Origin of the sequence: Tepidiforma bonchosmolovskayae (assembly GCF_008838325.1) — a bacterium.
Lineage (GTDB): Bacteria > Chloroflexota > Dehalococcoidia > Tepidiformales > Tepidiformaceae > Tepidiforma > Tepidiforma bonchosmolovskayae.
In genome coordinates, this window is the sequence record NZ_CP042829.1 from 2,168,373 (window position 1) to 2,191,068 (window position 22,696).

The following is a 22,696-nucleotide window of genomic DNA, read 5'->3' on the forward strand; positions in this document are numbered from 1 at the left end:
CCTGCCCCGGCCCCTACTCCAGCGGGACAATCCCGCGCGCCCGCAGGGCCTGCGTATACGCCTCAATGTAGTACGTCGCCGAGGCCCGCCACGAGTAGTCGCGGCTCATCCCGTTCCGCTGCAGCCGCAGCCACGTCTCCGGCTCCCGGAAGGCCCGGAGCGCCCGCTCATACGCCGAAGCAAGCGCAAACTGGCTGAATTCGTCGAACAGGAACCCGGTCCCCGTCTCCGGGTGCTCATCGAGGTCGAGGATCGTATCTGCCAGCCCCCCCGTGCGCCGCCCAATCGGAACGGCGCCGTACCGCATCGCAATCAGCTGGCCGAGACCGCACGGCTCGTACCGCGAGGGCATCAGGAAGAGGTCGCACCCGGCATAAATCCGCTGGGCGAGCCCGGGGTCGTACCGCGGCGCCAGCCGGACGTGGTCCGGGTACTCCGCAGCCAGCCGCCGCAGCTCCTCTTTCAGCCAGGCGTCACCGTCGCCAAGGACCACGAACTGCCCGCCCGCCAGCACCATCTCCGGCACGACCTGGATCGCGAGGTCCACCCCCTTCTGTTCCGTCAGGCGGGTCACCATCGCCGCGATCGGGCCGTCGGTGTTCGGCAGACCCAGCTCCTCGCGGAGCGCATCGCGGTTCGGCGAGCGCTGCTCCACCGTCGCGAGGTCGTAGTGGTGGCGCACATGCGGGTCCGTCCGGGGGTTGAACAGGTCGTAGTTCAGCCCGTTCAGGATGCCCAGCAGCGCATTCCCCCGCAGCCCGAGCAGCGCCTCGAGCCCCTCGCCGTACTCCCGCGTGAGAATCTCGCGGGCGTACGTCGGGCTCACGGTCGTCACGATGTCAGCGTAGTAGATCGCCTGCGCCAGGAAGTCGTTCAGCTCATCCGGTCCCCGGTAGCGCAGGTTGTGGATGGTGAATACGCTCGCCACCCCGCGCAGTCTCGGGTTCGACCACGCCTGGTTCCGCAGCCCAAACGCCAGCGGCGCCGTGTGCCAGTCGTTCAGATGGAGAATGTCCGGCACCCACTCGTCCGTCCGCAGCATCTCGATGATGACCCGGCAGAAGAACTGGTACCGGAGCAGGTCATCCGGCTCCCCGTACACGTTCGGCCGCAGGAAGTAGTGCTCGTCGGCGACCAGCTCGACCGGCACCCCGCCAATGCCCTCGACCGTCGCAATGTCGACATCCCGCGGCTTCCCCGGGCTCTGCACCGTCAGCAGCCGGTGCTGGCGCGATGCGGCGTGCGCCGCTTTCCCGGAGGCATGGCACGGGGTCACCACCCGCACATCGTGCCCGATCTCCTTCAGCCGCTGCGGCAGCGATGCCGCCACGTCCGCCAGCCCCCCGACCTTTGCGAACGGGTCGACCTCCGCCGACGCGAACAGGATCCTCACGGCGCCCTGCTCCCGATCAGTTCACGCTCCAGTTCGAGGCGGGTCTCATTCGCCGCGGCCAGCCGCCACCGCGCCTCCTGCTTCACCGGCTCCGAAGCATCGCCCACGGCGACCGCATGCGCAGCGTACGTGGCCACCTGGTTCAGCAGCAGGAACCCCCGGTAGATCATCGGGATGCTCCACATCGGCCGCCGGCTCGCCCACCAGAACTGGCAGCTGTGCAGCGCCGGCCCGAGCCGCTCATACGCGGCCGCCGCGAACTCCTTCGCCTCAGGTGTCGTCGCGTACCGCCGCGCGACCGCCACCAGGTCGAGGCAGTGGTCCACGTACTCCCACTGCAGCTCGTGCAGCCGGTTCCCCGGCGACTTCCACAGCGGAAACGGGTTGTGCGCCGCAAGGTCGTCCCTGCTGGTGCTCCAGCTCGATGCGTACGGCTCAATGACCGGCCCGTCCGGGAACAGCTCCAGCAGCTCGCTCGGGAAGACCATCTGCACGCCGCTGCCGTTCGCTGCGAGCAGCTCGAGCGTTGCCCCGAGGAACTCCCGCTCCCAGTCCCGGATGTGGTGGCCGTACGTCTCCGCATCCATCGCCGTCACGACATACGCGTCCTTGCTGCCGCCGACCCCGGCGAGGTCCCGCAGAAACGCCTCGGGGTTCGTCTCCCGGAACGAAATCCGGTTGCTCCGGATGTCATCGCGGAACAGCACGCGCAGGTGGTTGCCGTTCACCGGCACCCGGCACACCACATCCGTCGGCCACTCAACCGGGCACGCGACCCCGCTCACAATGAGCCACTCGTGCCCGCTCGCGTTGATCGCCGGCAGAATCTCCCGCGAATAGCACATCTCCGGCGGGAAGAACCCCCGCGGGTTCCAGGCCCGCCCGAGCGCAGCCCGGTTCGTCCGGGCGTTCTCCTGGATCTGCCGCTTCCGCTCCGCCTCCGGAATCAGCGGCAGGATGGGGTGGTACTTCCCGCTCCCCACGAACTCCACCCGCCCGGCCTCCGCAAGCTCCCGCAGCCCGGCCACCACATCGCCGAGCCCGTGCTCCAGCAGCAGGTCGGTCAGCACCCCCTGCAGGTTGACTGCCACCCGCGCATTTGCGTGTGCCCGCAGCACCGCGATGAGCGGCCGGTACGACTCCTCCGCAACCTTGACCAGCACGTCGTGCGTCTGTGTCGGCGGCTGGTAGAAGTGCAGCAGCAGCGCCCAGCAGGTCATCGCAGCTCCTTCCTCAGGCCCAGTGCGCCAGCCCCGTGTGGATGACCGGCGGCAGATGCGGGTGGTACGGCGTCACCCGGACCGCATACCCGACCCGGCCGCCCGTTTCCGGCGCGAAGCTCCCTTCGTACCGGCACAGCCGGTCTTCCTGCTGCGAAACGAAGCTGAGCGGCGCCTCCGCTTCGATATGCAGCTCCCGGCCGGCGGACGTACGCCCATACACAATATCGACCTTCAGGTCTGCCGGCTGGAGCGGCCCCGGGTACAGCTGCACATCCACCCGCACAGGCGCACCGGCAGGGCGCACCTCGCTCCCGTCGTCGTCCACGGCGTACACCTTCACTGCATCCCAGCCGGCCCGCACCCGTTCGAGCCAGGCAGCCAGCTCCCGCGCCCGCTCCAGGCCGTTCGCCCGCAGGGCGTGCCAGGCCGCGGCGGCCGGCCCGTATGCCCGCGTCGCATAATCCGAAACCATCCGGCTCGTGCTGAAGCGGGGCGCATACGTCACGATGGTGTCCTTCATCCGCCGGACCCACTCCCGCGGCACGCCCTGGGCATCCCGGTCGTAGAACAGGGGAATCACCTCGTCCTCGAGCAGCCCGTACAGGGACTCGGCGTCGAAGGCGTCCTGCGCCTCAGGGTCGTCGTCCACCCGGTTCCGGCCGATTGCCCAGCCTGTGCCCGGCCGGTACGCCTCCCACCACCAGCCGTCCAGCACGCTCATGTGGAGGACCCCGTTGGCGCACGCCTTCATCCCGCTCGTTCCGCTCGCCTCCAGCGGCCGGAGCGGCGTGTTCAGCCAGACGTCGGAGCCTGCCACCAGCAGCCGGCCAAGCTCCACATCGTACCGCTCCAGCAGCAGCAGCCGGCCCCGGAACTCCGGCGAGCGGCTCGCCTGCACCACCTCGCGGATCAGCGCCTTCGCGCCGTCGTCCCGCGGATGCGCCTTCCCCGAAAACAGCACCTGCACCGGCCGCTCGGTATTCCCGACAATGCGCGCCAGCCGGTCGAGGTCCCGCAGCAGCAGCGTCGCCCGCTTGTACCCCGCGAATCGCCGCGCAAACCCAATCGTCAGCGCACCGGCGTCAAGCGTCCGCCCGCCTTCAATCTCCCGGGCCGGCAGCCCCCGCCTGAGCAGGTCCTCCGTGTGCTGCTGCTTCGCCCGCAGCACCAGCTGCTGCCGCTGCCCCTCGTGGACCCGCCACAGCTCTTCGTCCGGGATGTCGTACACCCCCATCCAGTTCGCACGCTCCGGGTCGTCCCGCCAGCCCGGCCCGACGTACCGGTCGAAGAGCTCGCCCATCTCGTGCGACACCCACGTCGGCAGGTGCACGCCGTTCGTAATCGCATCGATCGGGACGAGGTCGCGCGGCAGGTTCGGCCACGCCGCTTCCCACAGCCGCTGCGAAACCCCCCGGTGCAGCTTCGACACCCCGTTCCGGTAGCCGCTCAGGTTCAGGCCCAGCACGGCCATCGAGAACGGCTCGCCGTCGTCGCCCGGGCGCGTCCGCCCGAGGTCGAGGAAGGCGCGGTCGTCGAGCCCGAGCCGCTGCCAGGTGTGCGCGAGGTACCGCCGCACCAGGTCCGGCGGGAACAGGTCGATGCCGGCCGCTACCGCCGTGTGCGTCGTGAACACCGTTGCCCCGGTCACGGGCAGCCGTGCCTCCCCAAACGTCGCCCCGAACTGCTCCATCGCCGCCCGGATCCGCTCCACGCCCAGCAGCGCCGAGTGCCCCTCGTTCATATGGCACACCGCCGGTTCGATCCCCAGCGCCTGCAGCAGCCGGATACCGCCGATCCCCAGCACCATCTCCTGCTGGATGCGCGTCTCGTTGTCGCCGCCGTACAGCCGCGCCGTTATCTCCCGGTCCGGGGGTGCATTCCGTTCGATGTTCGTCGAAAGCACGTACAGCGGCGTCTTCCCCACGTCGATCCGCCACGCCTGCGCCCATACATCCCGCCCGTCGAAGGGGATGCTCACCTCCAGCGGCTTCCCATCCGCCCCGAGGACGTGCTGCATCGGCAGCGCCGCCGTGTCGAGGTCCAGATACACCTCCTGCTGCCAGCCGTCCGGCGAAATCTCCTGCCGGAAATACCCCTCGTGGTAGAACAGCCCCACGCCGACCAGCGGCAGCCCGAGGTCGCTCGCCGACTTCAGGTGGTCGCCGGCCAGCACCCCGAGCCCGCCCGAGTAGTTCGGCAGGCACTCCGCCAGCGCAAACTCGAGCGAGAAGTAGGCGATGACGTCCCCTCGGTCCAGCCCCTCGACTGTCAGGATCGGAGGCCGCCTCAGGTACGCCTCGAGCGCCTCCGCCACCCGCCGCTGGTGCTCGAGGAAGCCGGCATCCTCCGCCAGCTCATGCAGCCGCTCGGGCGTGACAAGCTGCAAAAGCCGCACCGGGTTGTGGTCCGTGGCCCGCCACAGCTCGCGGTCGATCCGCTCGAACAGCGCCGCGGCGTCCGTGTTCCACGTCCAGTACAGGTTCCGGGAGAGTTTCCGCAGGGGCTCGAGCGGCCCCGGGAGATTCGGCTCGACGATGAAGGTTCGCGCGGGGCGAATTCGCATCCCACCATTCTAGCCGCGCTCCCCCGTATGCCGGTAAACGCTCTGCGAACGGCGGTGTCCCGTTGGCCCGTCCTCTGCCATCATCAGGTCACGGCAGCCGCCGCGAGGTCGCCCCGAACGATGCCAGTCCGTGCGGTCCTCTTCGATGTCGGCGATACCCTCTGGCACGCCGCCGGGGCGCCGCCGCCCGCCGAATTCCGCCGCCGCGCCGCCGAGCGCGCCGCCGCCTTCCTTCGCGCCCGCGGCCTCCCGGCAGCCGACCCGGCCGCCCTCGCCCGTGCCTGCTGGGATGCCATGGAAGCCGCCATGCGCGCGGCCCGCAGCGGCGACCTCGTCGAACCGGATTACCCCCGCGTCGCCGCCGATGCCGCCGCCGCCCTCGGCGTGCCGCTCGACCGCGCCGCCGCCGCCGACTTCCTCGATGCCATCTACGTCTCCGGCGCCGAGGGCGGCAAGGTCGCCTACCCCGACGCCCGTCCAACCCTCGACGCCCTCCGCCAGCGCGGCTTCCACCTCGGCATCGTCACCAATCGCGCCTTCGGCGGCGAACGCTTCCGCGCCGACCTCCGCGAGGCCGGCCTCGATATCGACTGGGACGTCATCGCCGTCTCCGTCGAGGTCGGCTACCTCAAGCCCCACCCGCGCCTCTTCCACGCCGCTCTCGATGCGCTCGGGCTCGCCCCGGCCGAGGCCGTGATGGTCGGCAACTCCCTCGCCGAAGATATCGCCGGGGCCCAGCGCCTCGGCATGCCCGCCGCATGGAAACGCTCCGCCGCCGACGCCGACGGCGTCGTCCCCGACTTCACCTTCGACCGCGTCAGCGAACTGCTCGACTGGTCGCTCCTCGCGGAGGCCGCCCGTGTCCGCTGAAGGCCGAACCTGGGGCGGCCGCTTCGAAGGCGGCATGCACGAACTCACCCGCGATTACACCGCCGGCATGGACCGCGACCTCTGGGAGTTCGACATCGCCGGCTCCATCGCCCACGCCCGCATGCTCGGGCGCCAGGGCATCATCCCCGCCGCCGACGCCGACGCCATCATCGCGGGCCTCGAAGCCGTCCGCGAAAAGTTCCGCCGCGGCGAAATCCCGTGGAACCCCGAGCTCGAAGACATCCATACCCACATCGAATCCGCGCTCCGCGACCTCATTGGCGAGCCGGCCGGCCGCCTCCACACCGCCCGCTCCCGCAACGACCAGGTCGCCCTCGTCAACCGCATGGCTGTCCGCGCCCTCTGTGACGACGCCGTTGCCGCCCTGCGTGAGCTCATCCTCGTCATCTGCGAGCTGGCCGAGCGCCACGCTGCCGACCCGATGCCCGGCTACACCCACGTCCAGCGGGCCCAGCCCATCACCCTCGGCCACCACCTCCTCGCCTACGGCGAGATGCTCCTCCGCGACCGCGACCGCTTCCTCGATTGCCGCCGCCGGGTCAACGTCATGCCCCTCGGCTCGGGGGCGCTCGCAGGCGCGCCGTATCCGCTCGACCGCGAGATGGTCGCCCGCGAGCTCGGCTTTGACGCCATCTCGCGCAACTCCATCGACGCCACCGCCGACCGCGACTTCGTCGCCGAGTTCTGCTTCGCCTGCGCCATGACGCAGGTCCACATCTCCCGGCTCTCCGAGGAGATCATCCTCTGGGCCAGCAGCGAGTACGCCTTCGTCCGCCTGCCCGATGCCTTCGCCACCGGCTCCAGCATCATGCCCCAGAAGAAGAACGCCGATGTCGCCGAGCTCGCACGCGGCCGCGCCGGCCGCCTCATCGGTGAGCTGACCGGCATCCTTGCCACGCTGAAAGGGCTGCCGCTCGCCTACAACCGCGACCTGCAGGAAGACAAGGCCTACTACCTCGCCGCCGGCCGCACCCTCATCCAGACCCTCCAGGTCTTTGCCGCGATGCTCCCCGCCCTCCAGTTCGACCTCGCCCGCATGCGCGAGGCCGCCGGCCAGGGTTACGCCCTCGCAACCGACATCGCCGACTACCTCGTGAAGAAGGGCATGCCGTTCCGCCAGGCCCACGCCGTCGTCGGCGGCCTCGTCCGCGAGGCCGAGTCCCGCGGCTGCGAGCTGAACGAACTCCCGCTCGAGGTCTACCGCGCCGCCAGCCCGCTCTTCGAGCCCGACGTCCTGGCCATCACCGTCGAATCCGCCCTCGACGCGCGCGATGTCCCCGGCGGGACCGCCCCGCGCCGCGTCCGCGAAGCCGCGCGCGAACTTCGCGCCCTCGTCGGCTGACGCCCGCCCTCAGGGGCGCCGGATCCACACCCGCCGGATGATCACCGTCTCGCTGACCGCCGCTGCATCCGCGTACTCGTCGGCCGGCTGGACCTCTTTCGCCGCCTCAATCGGCTTCGGCCGCTCGGCGCGCGCCTTCGGCTTCGTCCGTACCGCGTTCACCGCCTGCTTCGCTGCCTGCCGCGCCAGGTACTTCCCGGTCAGGCTCATCCCGACCTGGAGCGCCGTGCCGATGGCCACGGCCGTCACGGCCTTCTTCACCGGCGCCGGCAGCGACGCCCGCTCCCGCTCGTACCGCGCCGGGATAGCGGGCGCGGCCGGCGCTACGGCCACTTCCCGCAGCGCAGCGAGGTACATGCCGCACTGGCGGCAGTAGTTGTCCGAGGGTTCGTACGGCGCGTTGCAATCCGGGCAGACAGGGGAGGTCGCGGTCATGGCGCTCAGTATACGGCCGGGCGCTCCGCTGCGAGCGCTCGCTCCACCTCCGCCGTCAGATCGACCGGTTCCGGCGGGGGAATCGGCAGCCGGCCTTCCGCGATGGCGCGCAGCGTCTCGACCAGGAACGGCCGTTCGCGCGCAACCCCGCGGGCCCGGATGTCGGCGTAGAGCGGCGTCGCCATCACTGCCTCGAGGTCCATCCCTGCGGCCCGCTCCGGGGGAAGTTCGGCCCAGAGGGCCGCGTTCGCTGCATCCCGGATCGCGTACCGGCAGAAGCTCACCGCAGGCCCCCGGTCCACATCGCCCGTCACCACGTTCATCATGCAGCCCGACTCCTCCGCGCCCGACCGGATAAGCTCCGCAATGACCTCCTGGTACGTCCCCACCGGACCGTCCGGGAGCGCCGGGTGGTCGTTCAGGAACGTGAAGCGCCCGTAGAGCGGTTCCGTCGCAATGAGCATGTAGCCGAACATCACCCCCAGGTCGAAGCGGTACTGCGACAGCCGCCGCGCGACCTCGGCGTCGTACTCGTACCGCCACGGCTGGAGCGGTTCGCCCGGCCTCCCGACCTTCCCCCCGCGCTCCTTTCGGAACGCCACCGAGGAGAGCAGCTCCACCGGAGTCCCATGCGCCTCCGCCATCGCGATCAGACGGTCCGTCGGCTCCGCCTCGCCCCTGGCCCGGTTCACGAAGACAACCGCCACGTCCACCGGCAGCCCCCGCCCGATCGCATCGAACAGGTACGCCAGCGCCCCGAACGAGCCCGGTCCTCGCCCCGTCGTCAGCCAGGCGATCCGCAGCCGGTCAGAAGGGGAGTTCATCGCCGTCCGCGTCGTACTGCTCCTCGATCTCCATCAGCGTACTCTCGTCGGCCTCCAGCCGCTGCTGGATCTGCTGCAGCTTCAGCTCTGCACCCTCGAGCAGCGCACGCAGCCGGTCCACCAGTGCTGCGCCCTCCTCATACAGCTTCAGCGATTCTTCCAGCGGCAGGTTCCCCTGCTCGAGCCGCCGCGCGTGCTCCTCCAGCTGCGCGTACAGCGCCTCGAAACTCTCGCTCGCCTCGCTCGCCATCACCGCACCTCCGTCCAGAATGCCCCGTCGCTCACCGCAACCCGCAGCCGGTCGCCCGCGCGAACTCCCCGCACCGACGACACCACCGGCTGCCGGCCGCCCTCGCGCTGCACGATGGCGAATCCCCGCCGGAGCGTCGCCATCGGGTCGAGCGCCGCCAGCCGGGCGGCCATCGTCTCGAACCGCCCACGCTCACGCTGCAGCTGCCGCTCGATACAGCCCTCCATGCCCTGCGCGAGCTCCCGCACGGCCCCCTGCAGCTCTGCCACCCGCGGCGCGCTTCGCCGCAGCCGCGCCGCGGCGGCTTCGACGTCGGCCGCCAGCCCCGCAGCCGTCTGCCGTACGGCCGAGGCCATCGCCCGGTCGAGCACCTCCAGGTTCCGCCGCACCGCCACGATGTCCGGCGTGGCCCGTTCGGCTGCTGCGCTCGGCGTCGCTGCCCGAACGTCCGCAACGAGGTCCGCAATCGTCACGTCGGTTTCGTGCCCGACGCCGGTCACCACCGGGTACGGCGACGCGTAGATCGCCCGCGCCACGCGCTCGTCGTTGAAGGCGTGAAGGTCCTCCGATGCGCCGCCGCCCCGCACCACGAGAATCACGTCCAGGTCCGGCTCGGCCGCCAGCCGCCGCAGCGCGGCGACGACCTGCCCGGGCGCCAGCTCGCCCTGGACCATCGCCGGCGCGAACACCAGCGTCGCCAGCGGCCACCGCTTCCGCAGGACGAACTGTACGTCGTGGAGCGCAGCCCCGCCCGGTGAGGTGACCAGCCCGATCCGCATCGGGAATCGCGGCAGCGGCCGCTTCCGCGCCGGGTCGAACAGCCCCTCGGCTTCCAGCCGGAGCCGCAGCTCCTCCAGCTTCGCCGCCAGGGCCCCAACCCCCTCCGGCCGGGCGAAATCGCAATCGAACTGCAGCTCCCCGCGCTGGACGTACAACGTGATGCGCCCGTGCGCGATGATCCGGTCCCCGTCCTGCAGCTGGAAGCCCCGCGGCATCCGGTCGCGGAACATCACGCACCGGATCGCCGCCTTCGCATCGCGCAGCGTGAAGTACCGGTGCCCCAGCTGGCTCTGCGAGTAGTTCGAAACCTCGCCAGTGATCCAGAGGTCGGAGAGCAGCTCGCTCGCTTCCACGTACTCCCGCAGGAAGCTCACGACCGCGGAGACGGGCAGTACCTGGTCAGTCGGTCCCATCGTCCGACAAGGCTACGCCGCAGCCCGCCCGCTGGCGAGAGGCCGCCATCGGGAGCCGCCTACTGCACCCGCTCGATGTACTGTCCGGTTTCGGTATTCACCCGGATCTTCGTCCCCGGCTCCACGAACAGCGGGACCTGCACCACGAGGCCGGTCTCGAGCGTCGCCGGCTTCGTGCCGCCGGTCGCCGTATCCCCCTTGAACCCCGGCTCCGTGTCGGTCACCAGCAGCTCCACCGTAATCGGCAGCTCAACGCCGATTACCTCGTCGCCGTAGAGCACCAGCTCGCAGGTGTCGTTCTCCTTCAGGTACTTCGCGGCGTCGCCCACCTTGTCTGCCGCCACCGGGATCTGCTCGAACGTCTCGGTGTTCATGAAGTAGAAGAACTCGCCGTCGTTGTAGAGATACTGCATCTCCCGGCGCTCGACCCGCGCCCGCTGGAACTTCGTCCCCGCCTGGAAGGTCTGCTCGATGATCGCCCCGCTCCGGACGTCCCGGAACTTGATGCGCACCTGCGCCGAACCGCGCCCCATCTTGATGTGCGCGTAGTCCAGGATTGAGTACAGCTTCCCGTCGAGCTCGATGGTCGCGCCCTTCTTCAGCTCTCCCGTCGAAATCATGCGTCAGTCCCCTTCGAATTCCAGTTTCGGTGCGTGGCTCAGGACGCGCGCGCGGCCATCCTCGAGCACGACGATATCTTCGATGCGCACCCCGCCCCAGCCGGGCAGGTAGATGCCGGGTTCAATGGTAAACACCATTCCCTCTTCGAGAACATGGTCCGATGACGGACCAAGATACGGGTCTTCGTGCACCGCCAGCCCGACGCCGTGCCCGAGCCCGTGCCCGAACTGCTCCCCGTAGCCCGCCTCCCGGATCACGCGGTGCGCCAGCTCGTGCGCATCCGAGCCCCGCATCCCCGGCTCGACCCCGGCGATCGCCGCCGCCTGCGCTGCCCGCACCACCTCGTACACCTCGCGGAATCGCGCACCCGGCTCCCCCAGCACCACTGTGCGCGTCAGGTCCGAGCAGTAGCCGCGGTACCGCGCCCCCACGTCGATGACCACCGGCGCCCCCGCCGCGAACGGCTCCCGCCGCGGCTGCGCGTGCGGCAGGGCGCTCCACGGTCCGCCCGCAACGATGCTCGGGAACGAGACCCCGCTCCCGCCTTCCTCGCGAACGTACCACTCGAACCGCGCCGCCGCCTCGTCTTCGGTCATCCCCGGTTCCAGCTCGCCCGCGAGGCGCGCAAACGCCCGGTCTGCGATGCCGATTGCCGCCTCGAGCAATGCCAGCTCCTCGCGGTCCTTCACCCGCCGCAGCTCCTCCACCAGCCCGAACGCCGGGACCAGCTCCGGCCGGTCCTCCGCCGGGAGCGCGTCAACCATCTCGCTGAGCCCGAGGAACGCCGCGTAGGTCAGGTCGCGCGGCGAAACCCCGATGCGCTTCCCTGCCGCCCCGGCCTCCCCGACCAGCTCCCGCAGCCAGCCCTGCCGCGGCCCCAGCGCCCGCAGTACCCGCACGCCGCGCCCGGCGGTCTCCTGCTCGGCCTGCTCCCAGTAACGCGAATCGACCGCCAGCACCGCTGCCGAGCGGGTCACCAGCAGCACCCCCGCCGACCCCGTGAAACCGCTCAGGTACGCCCGCGATTCCCAGCCCGGCCCTTCCTCGCCCGGTGCCGAAATCAGTAGCCCGTCGAGCCCTTCCCGCTCCAGCAGTGCCCGGAGCCGCTCCAGCCGTCCCGTCACGGCCGCCCCTCGAGGTAGTCAAGCAGGAGATTCGTGGCGACCCGGTAGCCCTCGCGCCCCAGCCCCGTCACCTGCCCGATGCACACCCCTGCGATGAGCGACCGATGCCGGAACGCCTCCCGCCGGTGCGTATTCGAAAGGTGCACCTCCACGACCGGGAGCTGTACCGCCTCAATCGCGTCCCGCAGCGCAACTGAGGTGTGCGTCCATGCCCCCGCGTTCAGCACCACCCCGTCGACGACCCGGCGGTAGCTGTGGAGCGCGTCGATCAGCGCCCCTTCGTGGTTCGACTGGAAGCAGAGGACCGCCGCGCCCCGGGCGTTCGCCACGCCGGCGACATCCGCTTCGATGTCCGCCAGCGTCGTCGTGCCGTAGACCTCGGGCCTCCGCTCGCCGAGCAGGTTCAGGTTCGGTCCATGGGCGAGGAGCAGCTGCATCTTCCCGCGATTGTCCGATGCCGGGCTCCCCCTGTCACCCCTCGCCGGCTGCCCTTCGCCGCCGCCGGCCGCTCTCGAGGCTCGCCTCGCCCAGCCGCTCCCAGGCCGAGCGCGTCAGCTCCGCCTGGAGCTGGCGGCTCACGTGGGTGTAGATCTGCGTCGTCGCCGCCGACGAATGGCCAAGCAGCTCCTGCACAATCCTGAGGTCCGCCCCGCCGTCCAGCAGGTGGGTCGCGAACGAGTGGCGCAGCAGGTGCGGGTGGACCTCCGCCGGGATGCCCGCCGCCACCGCATACCTTCGCACCAGCGCCTGCACGGAACGGGCGGTCAGCCTGCTGCCGAACCGGTTGAGGAACAGCGCTGCGCACCCCTGGCCGCGCTTCGCTCCTGCGGCGAGCGCGGGCCGTCCTTCGGCAAGGTACCGCTCCAGCGCCAGCATCGCCGGCTCCCCGAAGAGCACCAGCCGCTCCTTCGCGCCCTTGCCGTGGACGATTGCCGTCCCTTCCGCGAGGTTCACCTGCCCAAGGTCCAGCGCCACGAGCTCCGAGATGCGCAGCCCGCCGCCGTAGAGCAGCTCCATCATCGCCCGGTCGCGCAGCCCCTGCGGCGTGTCCGCGTCCGGTGCCGTCAGCAGCCGGTCCAGGGCCGCCGGGTCGAGCACCTTCGGCAGCCGCCGCGGCCGCTTCGGCATCGCCAGCCCGTGGAGCAGGTCCCGGTCCGTCGCACCTTCCCGCTGCAGGTACCGGTAGAACCCGTGCACCGTGCTCGTCCGCCGGGTCAGCGAGGCCGCGGCCATCCCGGTCTCCTTCAGCTCGCCGAGGTACTCCCGGAACACCTGCCGCGAAATCGCCAGCGGCTCGAGTTCCCGCTCCCGGCACCACCGCAGGAACGCGCCGATATCGTTCCGGTAGTTCCGGATGGTGTACGCCGACCGGCCGGCCACCGCACCCAGTTCGCGCAGGTACGCGTCGAGGAACGCTTCGGCCGTCTTATGCGGGGCAGGAGTTGGCATAACGGCATGCTGAACCGTTAAGACCTCCCGCGCAACTCCTCCGTCGAGCTTCAGTGCAGCCCCCGCGGTGCGCTCCGTTAGCTCGCCTTGCGGGCCGCCGCATTGGCGCGGCGCTTCGCGAAGGCCGCCTTCCCGCGCGCGCTCCGCTCAAGCAGCTTCCGGTTCGCCTCCTCCCGGACCTCCGGCGAGCGGGGCGGGGTCATCTTCCCCGGCTCGAGGCTGTTCGTCGTATAGCTGCAGTTCGGGTAGTTCCAGCACGCGTAGAACGTCCCCCGCCGCGAGCTCTTCTCCACCAGCTGGCCCGTCTCCGGCTCTTCGGGACACGGCACCCCCACCGGCACCCCGGCCCGGAAATCGCACGAACCGCCCGCGCGGTTCTCACACTCGACGTAGGCGCCGAACCGGCCTGTCTTCTTCAGCAGCTTCCCGCCGTCCTTCGGGCACCGGTAAGGGATCTCCTCCGGCGCGCTCGCCTTCACGGGCTTGCCGTCGGGACCCATCGGCAGCGTGAACGTGCACTCCGGGTAGCGCGGGCAGCCGAAGAACTTCCCGTTCCGGCCCCACTTGATCACGAGATTCGCCTGCCCGCATCCCTCGCAGAGGATGTCGGTCTGCTGCTGCTCCTTCTCCGCCTCGGCCTCCGCCCGCTCAAGCTCCGCCTTGAACTCCGGCCAGAACTCCCGCAGCACCTCCATCCAGTCCCGCTCGCCCGAGGCAACCTCGTCGAGCTCCTCCTCCATCTCGCCGGTGAACGGCACGTCCACGTACTTCTTCATGTGCTGCTCGAGCAGGTCGTGCACGATGAAGCCCAGCTCCTGCGGAACCAGCTGGCGCCCCTCCTTCCGCACGTACTCCCGCTTGAGCACCGTCTGGACGATGCTCGCATACGTGCTCGGCCGCCCGATGCCCAGCTCCTCCAGGGCGCGCACCAGCGACGCCTCTGTGTAGCGGGGCGGCGGCTGGGTCTCGTGCCGCTTCGCCTCCACAGCCCGCCGCTCGAGCGCTTCCCCGGCCGCCATTTCTGGCAGCGCATCCACCACCTGCTCGCCGTCCTCGTCCGTCTCCGCCGCTTCGGCGCCGTAGACCTTGAGGTGGCCCTCGAACACCAGCGTGCTCGCGTTTGCACGGAACGAACCGGCGGGCGCACCCTCGGCCTTCGCCGCAATATCAACCGTCACCGTCCTGTAAACGGCGTCCGTCATCTGGCTGGCCATGAACCGCCGCCAGATCAGGTCGTACACCTTCAGCTGCTCGGCGCTCAGCGACCTCCGCAGCTCCTCCGGGCGAAGCGCCGGGTTTGTCGGCCGAATGGCCTCGTGCGCCTCCTGCGCCCCGCGCGCCCGGGTCCGGTACGCCCGCGGCTTCTCCGGCACGAAGTCCGCTCCCCACGTCTCCCGGATGAACGCCCGCGCCTGCTGCTGGGCCACCGGCGAAACCGCCACCGAATCGGTGCGCATGTACGTAATCAGGCCGGGCATCCCGTTGACGCCTTCGTACAGCTCCTGCGCCACGCTCATCGCCCGCGCCGTGCTCATCCCCAGCCGGTTCACCGCTGCCTGCTGGAAGGTGCTGGTCGTGAACGGCGGCGCCGGCGCCACCTTCCGCTGCCCCTGCTTGACCGCCTCGACCGTAAACGTCGCCCGGCGGAACCCCTCCACCAGCCGATTCGCCGTTGCTTCGTCCGGGATAGCCGGGCCCGCCGGGCCGAACTCCGGCCGGATCTTCGCGCCCTTCTTCATCCCCTCGAAGGCAACCAGCCCGGCCGTGAACGCCCGCCCGTCCTTCTCGAGCTCCGCGTCAATCGTCCAGTACTCCACCGGCACGAACGACTGGATCTCCCGCTCCCGCTTCACGATCAGCCCGAGCGCCACGCTCTGCACCCGCCCCGCGCTCGCGCCGCGGCTCACCTTCTTCTGCACGAACCACGTCAGCGGGTAGCCGATCAGCCGGTCGAGCACCCGCCGCGCCTGCTGGGCATCCACGAGGTGCATGTCGAGCTTCCCGGGCTCCCGCCGGCCGTGCTCCGCCGAAGCCGGCGCCTGCCCCAGCGCCTCCGCAAATGCCGCCTCGATCGCCGGGCGCGTAATCTCGTGGAACACCACCCGGGTCACCTTCTCGTCCGGGATGCCCGCCGCCTCTTTGATGTGCCAGGCGATCGCCTCGCCCTCCCGGTCGGGGTCCGTGCTCAGGAACACCCGTTCCGCCCGCTTCGCCGCCTCGGCGATCTCCCTGATGACCTCCGCCTTGTCGACCCGCGCGTTCCGGTCCTTCACCACCACGTACTTCGGGCGGAAATCCAGCTGCTCCACGTTCTCGACGCCGTAGCCGTAGGTCGGCAGGTCCCGAACGTGCCCCAGCGATGCAATCACCTCGTAATCGCTGCCGAGGATGCTCTGGAGCGTCCGCGCCTTCGTCGGGGACTCCACCACCACGAGGTAGCGCGGGCCCTTCCGGCCGCGCGCCGGCGCCGCGGCGCTCCCGCCTTCCAGGGCCGGTGCCTCCGCGTCCGTCTTCCGCCGTCGTCGCGTTGCTGTCGCTGTCGCCACGTTGAACTCGCCTGTTCCCCTCGATTCCCGGTCTGCCGGGACTTTCCAAGGTAGAGACGCCGTCGCCCCTCTGTCCAGCACGGGGCTTGACGCGCTGTTTTCTCGAAACGTCGGCTGCCTCAGGCGATGGCGTAGGTCATCGGCCCCGCCTGCCGAACGAGCCCGTCGATTTCCAGGAGGGCAAGCGCCCCCGAAACCTCAGCCGCCGGCCGCCCGAGCGCCCGGACCAGCTCATCGATGTGCAGCGGACCGGCGGCCAGCAGCTGCAGGATCGGGTCGTCGCTCGCTGCCGCCGCGGCCCGGGCTACCTGCGCCGCCTGGGCGGCCGGCGCCGCCGCGCCGGGCAGCGGCAGCTGGGCGCCGGCATGGAGCAGGTTCAGCTCCTCCGCCAGCTGCTCCGGCCTGGCCACCAGCTTCGCCGTGTTCTCGCGAATCAGCTGGTTCGTCCCCGCGCTCTGCAGCGAGAAAATGCTCCCCGGCACCGCAAAGACGTCCCGCCCCTGCTCGAACGCCCAGTTCGCTGTGTGAAGCGCGCCGCTTCCCTCCCCCGCCTCCACCACCAGCACCGCCCGCGCCAGCCCCGAAAGAATCCGGTTCCGCCGCGGGAAGAAATCCCGCCGCGCCGGCGTCCCGAGCGGGTACTCGCTCACCAGGCACCCGTTCTCCGCGATCCGCTCCGCCAGCCCGGCGTTCTCGCGCGGGTACACCTGGTCTACCCCGCCGGCCAGCACCGCCACCGTGGGCGCCCCGTGCTCGAGCGCCACCCGGTGCGCAATCGCATCGACTCCGCGCGCCAGCCCGCTGATGATTGCCACTCCCAGCTCCGCGAGCGCCGCACAGAACGTCTCCGCCGCCTGGCGCCCGTACGGGGTCACGCTCCGCGTCCCGACCACCGCCACCGCATGGGCGAACTCCGGCCCCGCATTCCCCCGCACCACCAGCACCGGGGGGCTCTGCGGGATCTCCCGGAGCCGCTGCGGATACTCCGCGTCGCGCCAGGTCAGCGCGCGGGCGCCGGCCCGCTCCAGCTTTCGCAGCTCCTCCTCTGCATCGAACGACGCCTTGACCCGGGCCACGCTCCGGACATACGGCTCGTCGATGCCGGCCGCCTTCAGTTCCCCCGGCGGCGCGTTCCACGCCTCGGCAATCGACCCGAACTTCGCGATCAGCAGCGCAAAGCTCGTCGTTCCCAGCCCGGCCCGCCGCAGCGCCAGCCAGTACGGCAGCTCATCGCCCTCGCCCATGACCCGCGGATCCTAGCAGGCCAGCCTCAGTTCGCCGCAACTTCCTCCGGCTCGCGGGAGCGCTGGCGCGAAATCCGCAGCCGCCGCACCCGCCGGCCCGACATGCTCAGCACCCGCAGCGTCAGCCCGTCCACCTCCACTTCGTCGCCCACCGCCGGGAGCCGCCCGAGGTGGTGGATCAGGAACCCGCCGATCGTGTCGAAATCCTCCGACTCCACCTCAACGCCGAACAGCTCCCGCAGGGCATCAGTACTGGTGCTCGCATCGAGCACCACCTCGTCCGGCGAAATCACCTCGACCGCCGGCCGCGCGACGTCGTACTCGTCCTCGATCTCCCCCACGATCTCCTCGAGCAGGTCCTCGATCGTCACAATGCCGGCCGTCCCGCCATACTCGTCAACCACAATTGCCATGTGGGTCCGGCGCGCCTGCATCTCCGTCAGCAGCTCGTCGAGCCGTTTCGACTCGGGGATGAAGTACGCCTCGCGCACCAGCTCGCGGATCGGCCGGTCCTTGCCCCCGTCGGCCATCGCCCGGAGCAGGTCCTTGGCATACACGATGCCGACGATGTCGTCGATGCTCTCCCGGTACACCGGCACCCGGCTGAACCCCCGCTCCGTCACGACCGCTGCCACCTCCCCGACCGTCGCCGTGATGTCCACCGCGGCGACGTCGATGCGCGGCACCATGATCTCCCGCGCCGTCTTGTCCTCCAGCGCGATCACGCCGCGGATCATCCGCCGCTCCTGCTCCTCCACACCCCCCTGGGCCTCCTCCCGCTCCACGAGCGCGAGGATGTCCGTTTCCGGCTCCGGCGTGACCAGCCGGATCGACCGCGCCGCCAGCGCCGCCGGCAGGCCGAGCACAAAGGCCGGCACCGCAAATGCCCGCCGGGTCGCCACCGCCACACCCGAGAGCTTGAGCGCCGCGTACTCCGGCGCGCGGGCCACCACCATCCCGACAGCCATCTGCACCATCGCCATGCACGCCCCGCCGGCCATCCCGAAGCCGACCGCCCCCCGGAAGGGGCCATACCGCTCAGCCCCAAGGTAGGCCAGCAGCGAAATCACCAGCGACGCGACGAGTACCCGCGCGGCCGTAATGGTGCCGAGGTACCTCCCCGGCTGTTCGACCGTGGTCGCAATGCGCTGCGCCTGCCGGTTGCCCCGCGCAGCCAGCGCGCGGATACGGACATCATTCGCCCGCTCGAGCGCGGCCTCCGCCGCTGCGATGGCAGCCAGCGCTGCCGTTCCCGCGATGACGACCACGACCGAAAGCAAACTGGAAGGTTCCATGGATGGCTCCTCCGCCCCTCAGGGCGAGGTCTGCCCGCGCTCCTTTCGCTCGAACGGCTTCGCCGGGACGCCCCGCACGCTCACCCCTGCCGGCACATCGCGTGTGACTACCGCGCCCGTTGCAGTGAACGCCCCGTCCCCCACCGTCACGGGCGCAATCAGCATCGTGTCCGAGCCGATGAACACTCCCCGCCCGATGGTCGTCCGGTGCTTGGCAACTCCGTCGTAATTGCAGGTGATCGTCCCGGCTCCGATGTTCGTGCCGTCGCCCACCTCGGCATCGCCGAGATAGCTGAAGTGGTGCATCTTCACCCCGCGGCCCAGCCGCGAATTCTTCACCTCGGCGTAGTTCCGAACCTCGCAGTCGTCACCGATGACCGCGCCCCCGCGGATGTGCGCAAACGGCCCCACGGTGCACCGCTCGCCGATGGCCGAATCCTCCACCACCGACGCCTCAACCCGCGTGCCGCGGCCGACCTGCGCATTGCGAAGCGTCGTATTCGGGCCGATGACGGCGCCCTCTGCAACGGCGCTCCTCCCCTCGATACGGCTCCCCGCCAGCACCGTCACGTCCTGCCCGAGCTCCGCCTCCGCGCCGATGAACGTCGTCGCAGGGTCTTCGACCGTCACCCCGGCCAGCATGTGCCGTTCCAGGATCCGCCGCCGGAGCACTGCCTCCGCCTCCGCCAGCTTGACGCGGTCGTCCACCCCGAGCGCCTCTGCTGCAGGGATCTCCACCGTGGCTGCAGGCCGGCCCTCATCTGCCGCCATGGCCACCAGGTGCGTCAGGTAGTACTCCCCCTTCGCGCTGAGCGGAATCTCCGCCAGGCGCAACCAGAGCCACGCGGCATCGAACACGTACTGCCCTGCGTTGATCTCGGCCGGGCCCTCCGGGCCTTCGTACTCCGCAGCCTCCACGACCGCCGCCGCGCCGCCGGCGTCGCGGACCACCCGGCCAAGCCGGCCCGGCTGCTCCACACGGCAGGTCGCGAACGCCAGCAGCCTGCCCTCTGCCGCTGCCGCCAGCCGCGCCAGCGACTCGCCGGTAATAAGCGGCGCGTCGCCGTTCAGCACCACGACGCGGTCGCACCCCGCGAGCGCGCCCTCGCACCGCCGCACCGCACCCGCCGTTCCATCCAGGGTCTCCTGCCGCACGAACATGGCCCCTGCGTCCGCCAGCGCGGCCTCCACCAGCTCTGCACCGTGCCCGGTGACCACCACAATCCGGGCCGGCTTCAGCGTCTTCGCCGCCGCCACGACGTGCCGCACCATCGGCACGCCGCACACCGGGTGGAGCACCTTCGGGAGCCGCGACCGCATCCGCGTGCCCAGGCCCGCGGCCAGCACCACCACACCGGTCCCGCTCACAGCCCGGCCTCGCGGGAAAAACGAACTCCGGCAGGGCCTGCTGCGGCCCCCGGACTCAACGTACTGGAAGGTTCAGATGAGGCGCACATAACGGACGGATATCCCGTCCGTCTTCCATCCTAGGAATCCCCGCGATCGGGTGTCAACCGCTCCGCCCGCGCCCTCGACACGCCCCGCGCCCCGCCCATAGGATGCCACCAACGACCATGAGCAACCCGCCGCGCACCTCCGACGAAATCCGCGACGCCTTTATTTCGTTCTTCAAAGAACGCGGACACGTCCTGCTGCCGCCCTGGCCGCTCGTCCCCATCGGCGACCCAACCTCCATGTTCACCTCGGCCGGCATGCAGCAGTTCAAGCCCCAGTTCATGGGCGAAGAACCCCCGGCCGCGCCCCGCGTCGTTACCGTCCAGCGCTGCTTCCGCACCACCGACATCGAAGAGGTCGGCGACCTCAGCCACCTCACCGCCTTCGAAATGCTCGGCAATTTCAGCTTCGGCGACTATTTCAAGCGCGAAGCCATCCGCTGGGCGTGGGAACTCCTGACTGACGTCTACCGGCTCGACCCCTCCCGCCTGCACGCCACCATCTACCTCGACGATGACGACAGCTACGGCTTCTGGCGCGAAGTCGGCCTCCCCGACGACCACATCCACCGGCGCGACGAAGACCTCAACTACTGGTTCTCGTTCCCGAAGGACACCCCCGGCGCCAGCGGCCCCTGCGGCCCCGACAGCGAGATCTACTACGACCTCGACCCCTCCCGCGACCCGGCCGAGGCCCGGCTCTACACCGGTCCCGACGGCCGCCCGGCCGGCGTCGGCTACAGCGACCGGTTCCTCGAAATCTGGAACCTCGTCTTCATGCAGCTCTACCAGCACCCCGACGGCCGCCGCACCAGCCTCCCGGCGCAGAACATCGATACCGGCAGCGGGCTCGAGCGCGTCGCCATGGTCCTCCAGGGCAAGCGCTCCGTCTTCGAAACCGACATCTTCCTGCCCATCCTCGCCGAGGCCCAGGCCGTCGTCGGTGTTGACTACCTCGGCGGCGCCGCCACCGAGCTCCAGGCCTACGCCATCCGCGCCATGGCCGAACATTGCCGCGCCGCCACTCTCCTCATCGGCGACGGCGTCGTCCCAAGCAACGAAGGACGCGGCTACGTCCTCCGCCGCGTCATCCGCCGGGCGATCTACTTCGCCCGCAAGGTCGGCGTCAGGGAGCCGTTCACCCACCGCCTGGCCGCTGCCGCCATCGGCCGGCTCGGCGGCTATTACCCCCACCTCGTCGAGAACCAGGCCTTCATCCAGCGGGCCCTCTCGGCCGAGGAGGAGCGGTTCACCCGCACCCTCGAGGCCGGCACGCACCGGCTCGAAGACCTCCTCGAACGCCTCCGCGCCGCCGGCGCGTCCACCATCCCCGGCGACGAGGCCTTCACCCTTTACGATACCTTCGGCCTCCCCGTCGAACTCACGCGCGAAATCGCTGCCGCCGAAGGGTTCGACCTCGACGACGCCGGCTTCCACGCCGCCCTCGAAGCCCAGCGTGCCCGCGCCCGCCAGCAGGGCGCATTCCTGAAGGGTGAGGTCTCGCCCGTCATCCAGCAGCTCGGCGACGACCACAGCAACTTCGTCGGCTACACCCATACCGAAGCCGATGCCGCCGTGGTTGCCATCCTCCGCGGCGGTACCCTCGCCGACCTCGTCACCGAGGGCCAGGAGGCCGAGCTCGTCCTCTCCACCACGCCCTTCTACCCTGAGGGCGGCGGCCAGGTCGGCGACCGCGGGAACATCGTCACCCCCTCCGGCGTCTTCCTTGTTGAGGATACCCAGGCCTCGGGCGGCGCCATCGTCCACCGCGGCCGCGTCGTCGAGGGGGAGATCCGTGCCAGCCAGCGCGCAACCGCCACCGTCGACCTCCACTGGCGCCGGGGCGCTGCCCGCAACCACACCGGCACCCACATCCTCCACGCTGCCCTCCGCGCCGTCCTCGGCACCCACGTCCGCCAGCAGGGCTCCCTCGTCACGCCCGACCGTCTCCGCTTCGACTTCACCCACCTCGAACAAACGCCCCGCGAAGCCCTCGCCGAGGTCCAGCAGCTCGCCAACGAAAAGGTCCGCCACGACCTCGAGGTCCAGTGGCGGACCACCGGGTACCGCCAGGCGATCGAAGCCGGCGCCCTCGCCTTCTTTGGCGACAAATACGGCAGCGAGGTCCGCGTCGTCGAAATCCGCGAAAACAGCCACGTCTTCAGCGCCGAACTCTGCGGCGGCACCCACGTCCACCACACCGGCCAGATCGGCTTCATCCACATCATCCGCGAGGGCGCCGTCGCCGCCGGCACCCGCCGTATCGAAGCCGTCACCGGCCGCGCCGCCGAGACCTACCTCCTCGAGCAGCAGGACCGTCTCCTTCGCATCGCCGAGCGTCTCAATACCTCGCCGGCCGAGGTCGAAGACCGGATCGACGCCCTCCAGTCCGAACTCGAGCGCCTCCGCAAACAGGCCGAGCAGCTCGCCCGCGTCCAGGCCGCGGCCCTCGCCGAGGGCCTCGTCGCCGGCGCCGAGCGCGTCGGCGAGGCAGCCCTCGTCGTCGCCCGGGTCGACGCCCTCTCCCAGGACGTCCTCCGCGACGTCGCCGACCGCCTTCGCGGCCGGCTCAAGTCCGCCCTCGTCATCCTCGCCGCCGACATCGAAGGCCGCCCGGCCTTCCTCGCCGCCGCAACGCCCGACCTCGTCGCCCGCGGGGTCCATGCCGGCACCATCATCCGCGCCGTCGCCCAGGCTGCCGGCGGCGGCGGCGGCGGTCGCCCCGACCTCGCCCAGGCCGGCGCCAAAGACCCGTCCCGCATCGACGCCGCCCTCGCCGAGGGGCGGCGGCTCGGACTGGAGGCGCTCTCCGGCTAGCAGCCCGCCGGCGCCCCAACCCATGGAGGCCG

18 protein-coding genes are annotated in these 22,696 nt (G+C 70.6%); 3 read left to right on the plus strand and 15 right to left on the minus strand.

Annotated features, from left to right (window positions below):
- Positions 1–13: 13 nt before the first annotated feature.
- From Tbon_RS10840 to glgP, 3 genes are read right to left on the minus strand one after another with little or no spacing between them, the layout of a single operon-like run.
- Positions 14–1,393 carry a glycogen synthase gene (locus tag Tbon_RS10840; protein ID WP_158067722.1) on the minus strand — a complete coding sequence of 460 codons (1,380 nt, stop codon included), beginning with the start codon at positions 1,391–1,393 and terminating at the stop codon, positions 14–16.
- Positions 1,390–2,613 carry a hypothetical protein gene (locus Tbon_RS10845; RefSeq protein ID WP_158067723.1) on the minus strand — a complete coding sequence of 408 codons (1,224 nt, stop codon included), beginning with the start codon at positions 2,611–2,613 and terminating at the stop codon, positions 1,390–1,392. The genes Tbon_RS10840 and Tbon_RS10845 overlap by 4 nt, the downstream gene beginning before the upstream one ends.
- 13 nt (positions 2,614–2,626) lie before the next feature.
- Positions 2,627–5,179, minus strand: a complete 2,553-nt coding sequence (glgP, locus tag Tbon_RS10850; protein WP_158067724.1) for an alpha-glucan family phosphorylase — start codon at positions 5,177–5,179, stop codon at positions 2,627–2,629.
- Between the two features lie 120 nt (positions 5,180–5,299).
- On the opposite strand from glgP, the gene Tbon_RS10855 reads away from it, so the two are divergent.
- Together Tbon_RS10855 and argH are read left to right on the plus strand one after the other, a co-directional pair.
- Complete coding sequence (locus tag Tbon_RS10855) at positions 5,300–6,049, plus strand: HAD family hydrolase (RefSeq protein WP_192497932.1); 750 nt, start codon at positions 5,300–5,302, stop codon at positions 6,047–6,049.
- Positions 6,039–7,412, plus strand: a complete 1,374-nt coding sequence (gene argH / locus Tbon_RS10860; protein WP_225734606.1) for an argininosuccinate lyase — start codon at positions 6,039–6,041, stop codon at positions 7,410–7,412. Before Tbon_RS10855 ends, argH begins: the two co-directional genes overlap by 11 nt.
- 9 nt (positions 7,413–7,421) lie before the next feature.
- On the opposite strand, the gene Tbon_RS10865 is transcribed toward argH, so the two are convergent.
- The 12 genes from Tbon_RS10865 to glmU all read right to left on the minus strand — a co-directional run bounded on the left by Tbon_RS10865 (position 7,422) and on the right by glmU (position 19,761).
- Positions 7,422–7,847: a hypothetical protein gene (locus tag Tbon_RS10865; protein ID WP_158067726.1), complete on the minus strand. Its 426-nt coding sequence runs from the start codon at positions 7,845–7,847 to the stop codon at positions 7,422–7,424.
- A gap of 5 nt (positions 7,848–7,852) precedes the next feature.
- Entirely contained in the window at positions 7,853–8,671 is an 819-nt protein-coding gene (locus Tbon_RS10870; protein WP_158067727.1) for a formyltransferase family protein, read from the minus strand.
- Entirely contained in the window at positions 8,655–8,921 is a 267-nt protein-coding gene (xseB, locus tag Tbon_RS10875) for an exodeoxyribonuclease VII small subunit (RefSeq protein WP_158067728.1), read from the minus strand. Before xseB ends, Tbon_RS10870 begins: the two co-directional genes overlap by 17 nt.
- Positions 8,921–10,114, minus strand: a complete 1,194-nt coding sequence (xseA, locus tag Tbon_RS10880) for an exodeoxyribonuclease VII large subunit (RefSeq protein WP_158067729.1) — start codon at positions 10,112–10,114, stop codon at positions 8,921–8,923. Before xseA ends, xseB begins: the two co-directional genes overlap by 1 nt.
- Positions 10,115–10,173: 59 nt before the next feature.
- Complete coding sequence (efp, locus tag Tbon_RS10885) at positions 10,174–10,734, minus strand: elongation factor P (protein WP_098504402.1); 561 nt, start codon at positions 10,732–10,734, stop codon at positions 10,174–10,176.
- Positions 10,735–10,737: 3 nt separating this feature from the next.
- On the minus strand, positions 10,738–11,859 hold the full coding sequence (locus tag Tbon_RS10890; RefSeq protein ID WP_158067730.1) for a M24 family metallopeptidase: 1,122 nt from the start codon (positions 11,857–11,859) through the stop codon (positions 10,738–10,740).
- Positions 11,856–12,296 (minus strand): type II 3-dehydroquinate dehydratase, encoded by a 441-nt coding sequence (aroQ, locus tag Tbon_RS10895; protein ID WP_158067731.1) that lies wholly within the window; start codon positions 12,294–12,296, stop codon positions 11,856–11,858. Before aroQ ends, Tbon_RS10890 begins: the two co-directional genes overlap by 4 nt.
- A gap of 34 nt (positions 12,297–12,330) precedes the next feature.
- Positions 12,331–13,308, minus strand: a complete 978-nt coding sequence (locus tag Tbon_RS10900; RefSeq protein ID WP_158067732.1) for a tyrosine recombinase — start codon at positions 13,306–13,308, stop codon at positions 12,331–12,333.
- 77 nt (positions 13,309–13,385) lie between these two features.
- Positions 13,386–15,854: a type I DNA topoisomerase gene (gene topA / locus Tbon_RS10905; RefSeq protein WP_158067733.1), complete on the minus strand. Its 2,469-nt coding sequence runs from the start codon at positions 15,852–15,854 to the stop codon at positions 13,386–13,388.
- Positions 15,855–15,973: 119 nt separating this feature from the next.
- Positions 15,974–17,098, minus strand: coding sequence for a DNA-processing protein DprA (dprA, locus tag Tbon_RS10910; RefSeq protein ID WP_158067734.1), 1,125 nt, complete (start codon positions 17,096–17,098; stop codon positions 15,974–15,976).
- A gap of 26 nt (positions 17,099–17,124) precedes the next feature.
- A complete protein-coding gene (locus Tbon_RS10915) occupies positions 17,125–18,393 on the minus strand; it encodes a hemolysin family protein (protein ID WP_158067735.1) in 1,269 nt (422 codons plus the stop codon).
- A gap of 18 nt (positions 18,394–18,411) precedes the next feature.
- Positions 18,412–19,761 carry a bifunctional UDP-N-acetylglucosamine diphosphorylase/glucosamine-1-phosphate N-acetyltransferase GlmU gene (gene glmU / locus Tbon_RS10920; protein WP_158067736.1) on the minus strand — a complete coding sequence of 450 codons (1,350 nt, stop codon included), beginning with the start codon at positions 19,759–19,761 and terminating at the stop codon, positions 18,412–18,414.
- A 206-nt stretch (positions 19,762–19,967) separates the two neighbouring features.
- On the opposite strand from glmU, the gene alaS reads away from it, so the two are divergent.
- Positions 19,968–22,664 carry an alanine--tRNA ligase gene (alaS, locus tag Tbon_RS10925; RefSeq protein WP_158067737.1) on the plus strand — a complete coding sequence of 899 codons (2,697 nt, stop codon included), beginning with the start codon at positions 19,968–19,970 and terminating at the stop codon, positions 22,662–22,664.
- Positions 22,665–22,696: the final 32 nt, after the last annotated feature.